Origin of the sequence: Actinophytocola sp., assembly GCF_036555685.1 — a bacterium.
Classification (GTDB): Bacteria; Actinomycetota; Actinomycetes; order Mycobacteriales; family Pseudonocardiaceae; genus Actinophytocola.
Window position 1 is genome coordinate 1 of the sequence record NZ_DATBKY010000121.1, and the last position, 3,499, is coordinate 3,499.

Sequence of the window (3,499 nt, forward strand, 5' to 3'; positions counted from 1 at the left end):
CGAGGACAACGCCGCCGACAAACCCGCCCGCGAGCTCAAGACCGCCATCGCCGAAGGCCGCCTCGAAGACGAAGGCTGGCGCCTGCGCAAGGACGGCACCCGCTTCTGGGCCAACGTCGTCATCACCCCCCTCTACGACGACGGCGGCCACCTGCACGGCTTCGCCAAGATCACCCGCGACCTCACCGAGCGGCGCCGGACCGAGCAGACCCTCGACGAGCGGCGACGGCTGCTCGGCCACCTCGTGCAGGCCCAGGAGCTGGAGCGCAGGCGGATCGCGTGGGACGTGCACGACGACTCCATCCAGTCGATGGTGGCGGTCGGCATGCGCCTGCAGCTGCTCGCGGCCCGGCTGCCCGCGGAGCAACGGGCGACGCTGGAGGCGCTCGACGACGCCGTGCGGGGCACGATCACGCGGCTGCGCACGCTCGTGTTCCAGCTGCGGCCCACCTCGATCGACCGGCACGGCCTGGTCTCCGCGCTCACCGACTTCCTGCGCGACGTCGTCGCCGGCTGGCACATCTCCTACGAGCTGCACCACGACGAGCTGACCGAGCAGCCACCGACGGAGACCGCGATCACGATATTCCGGATCTGCCAGGAGGCGATCACGAACGTGCGCAAGCACGCCAGCGCGAAGAAGGTGAACATCCACCTCGCGACGGTGGACGGCGGCACCATGACGCGGGTCGTCGACGACGGCGTCGGGTACGGCCTGTCGGTAGGACCACCCGAGCCCATGGAGCACTTCGGGCTGATCGAGATGCGCGAGAGAGCCGAGACGGCCGGCGGCTGGTGGACGGTCACCGGCGAGCCCGGCCGCGGGACGACCGTCGAGTTCTGGCTGCCCACCACGGGCCCAGCCGGGGACGTGCCGGTATGAGCGCCACCTCCACGCTGCTGCGCGTGCTCATCTCCGACGACGACCCGATGATCCGCGACGCGCTCCGCGAGGTGCTCGACGCGGAGCCGGACATCGACGTGGTCGGCGTGGCCGCGGACGCGGACGAGGCGATCGCGCTCGCGGCGCGGCACGCGCCCGCGGTGGTGGTGCTCGACGTCCGGATGCCGGGCGGGGGCGGCCCGCGGGCCGCGCGGGAGATCCTCGGCCGTGCCCCGGGCACCCGGATCCTCGCGTTCTCCGCGTACGACGACTCCGGCACGGTCGCGGAGATGACGCGCGCGGGCATCGCCGAGTACCTGCTGAAGGGCGCGTCCAACATCGAGATCGTCGCGGCCGTGCGCCGCGCCGGCACCCAGTAGCGCCATTAGGACGAACGCCTGAAAGTCCTTGACTCCCAACGGGTGGCGAGAAGGATTACCTCACCAACTGCCCGCATGGGAGGCGCCATGTCCACACGCAGATGGGGCACCGCGGCCGCCGCGGTGACCCTGCTGTGCTCCGCCCTGTTCGCCGGCGCCGCGCCGGACGCGTCGGCCGCCCCCGGAGCGCCGCCGGGCGTGAAGGTGGCGGCCGGGGAGACGGCCCTCGTCCGGCTCCAGCTGCCCGGCACCGACATGCTCGACCGGCTCGCGGCGAACGACGCCGACATCGCCGCACAGGGCCGCACGCCCGACGGCAAGCTCGTCGCCGACCTGGTGCTCACCGGCGCCGAGCTCGACGCGCTCGTCGCCCGCGGCGCCAAGCCGATCCAGGTCATCCAGCGCGAGGGCGACGCCGCCGCGCGCTACGCGCAGAGCAGGCAGGCCGCGGCGAAGTCCGCGACCGTGGCCGCCGCGGACACCCTGCAGTTCCTGTCCGCGTACTGGTGGGTCACCGACGGCCAGACGTTCCTCGAGACCCGCGTCGCGACGACCGCGGTGACCGACCCGAACGTCGAGATCACGGTCGGCTGGCAGGCCGCGGACGGCACCACCGGATCCTTCCCGCTGCAGCGGTTCGAGGACGCGGGCGAGTACCAGTACCACATCGCCCTGCCGCAGCCGGTGCCCGCGAAGCCCGTCCGGGTGACCGCCACCTCCAGCCTCGGCGGCACCGCCCGCCCGGTCACCCCGGCCGCGTGGCCCGGCGCGACCCCGCCGCAGCCGCCCGCCGGCTACCAGGAGGACTTCATCGACGCGTACATGTCGCCGGTCGACATCAAGGCGCGCGTCGCCCGGCTGGCCCGCCAGTACCCGGACCTCGTCGACGTCATCGACCTGCCGCACAAGACCCAGGGCTACCGCCGCACGGCGACCGCGTACCTGGGCGACCCGGCGACCGCCGCGGTCGTCGTCGAGTCGGTGAAGTTCGGCGACCAGGGCCCGAACGGCTGGCAGGTCCGCGCGATCGACCCGGGCAAGCCGAACCGGCCCGCGCAGGCGACCTTCCGCGACCGCGTCCTGACCGTGTCGCTCGCGACCGACGCCTCGGGCGCGATCGTCAGCACGACCGACCAGGTCGCCGCGCTCGTCGGTGCCCGCTTCCCGCAGCGGTTCACCGCGTTCGTCGAGGACGGCTCGGCCGGCAAGGTGATGCCGGTGGCCGGCCCGACGCGGATGACCGACGGGCTCGACGCGCCGGCCGGCGTGCCGCACAAGCCGTGGACCGTGCAGGCGCTGCGGATCGGCGTGCACCGGGACGGCTCCCGGATCGGCATGCTGACCTACTCCCAGGAGCACGCGCGCGAGTGGGCGACCCCGCTCGTCACGCTGGAGTTCGCCGAGCGGATGCTGGCCAACTACGCCACCGACAGCGAGACCCGCTCGCTGCTGGAGAACGTCGAGATCTTCGTGATCCCGACCGTGAACCCGGACGGGGCGAACTACTCGTTCAACGACGCGCCGTTCCAGCGGAAGAACATGTCCAACCACTGCACCGGCGCGCTGCGCGACCCGCGGTTCGCCGACTCGTGGGGCGTGGACGTGAACCGCAACTACACGGTGGGCTCGGTGTTCGACGGCTACGTCGGCGGGTCGACGAACTGCCTGTCCGGCACGTACGCCGGCACGGGTGAGCTGTCCGAGGCGGAGTCGGGCAACGTCATCGCCCTCGCGGCCGCGCACCCGAACATCAGGTTCGCGATGAACGTGCACAGCTACGGCGGATACTTCATGTGGCCGCCCGGCGCGTACGCGGTGCCGGGCCGGATCACGCTGCCGCGGCCCTCGATCGAGGAGTCGACGATGTTCCAGGCGAGCGCCAAGCGGATCGTCGGCGCCATCGCGAGCGGGCGCAGCACGGTCACGTGGCCGTCGCGGACCGGCCCGGTGGCCGACGTGCTCTACTCCGCAGCCGGCAACTCCGCCGACGAGCTCTACTACGAGCAGGGCATCTTCGCGTGGGACTTCGAGATCGGCAACGACCGCTGGAACCCGGCGACGGGCGAGTGGGAAGGCGCCGGCTTCATCCCGCCGTACGCCGAGGCCCACGCGGAGTCCCAGGAGTACGCCGACGGCCTGACCGAGCTGGTCCGGGTCGCCCGCGACTTCGCCGAGCAGCAGTAGTCTCCCGGAACGATCCCGGGTGGCCGTCCTCGTGGTGCCGTCGCGCACCACG

Annotated in this window: 3 protein-coding genes; all 3 read left to right on the top strand. The window is 72.6% G+C overall.

Annotated elements, in window-relative coordinates:
• On the top strand, window positions 1-883 hold an 883-nt coding region (locus tag VH969_RS12860), incomplete at its 5' end, for a PAS domain-containing sensor histidine kinase (RefSeq protein WP_331973944.1).
• On the top strand, window positions 880-1,263 hold the full coding sequence (locus VH969_RS12865; RefSeq protein WP_331973945.1) for a response regulator: 384 nt from the start codon (window positions 880-882) through the stop codon (window positions 1,261-1,263). The genes VH969_RS12860 and VH969_RS12865, both read left to right, overlap by 4 nt.
• 87 nt (window positions 1,264-1,350) lie before the next feature.
• On the top strand, window positions 1,351-3,447 hold the full coding sequence (locus VH969_RS12870; protein ID WP_331973946.1) for a M14 family zinc carboxypeptidase: 2,097 nt from the start codon (window positions 1,351-1,353) through the stop codon (window positions 3,445-3,447).
• Window positions 3,448-3,499: the final 52 nt, after the last annotated feature.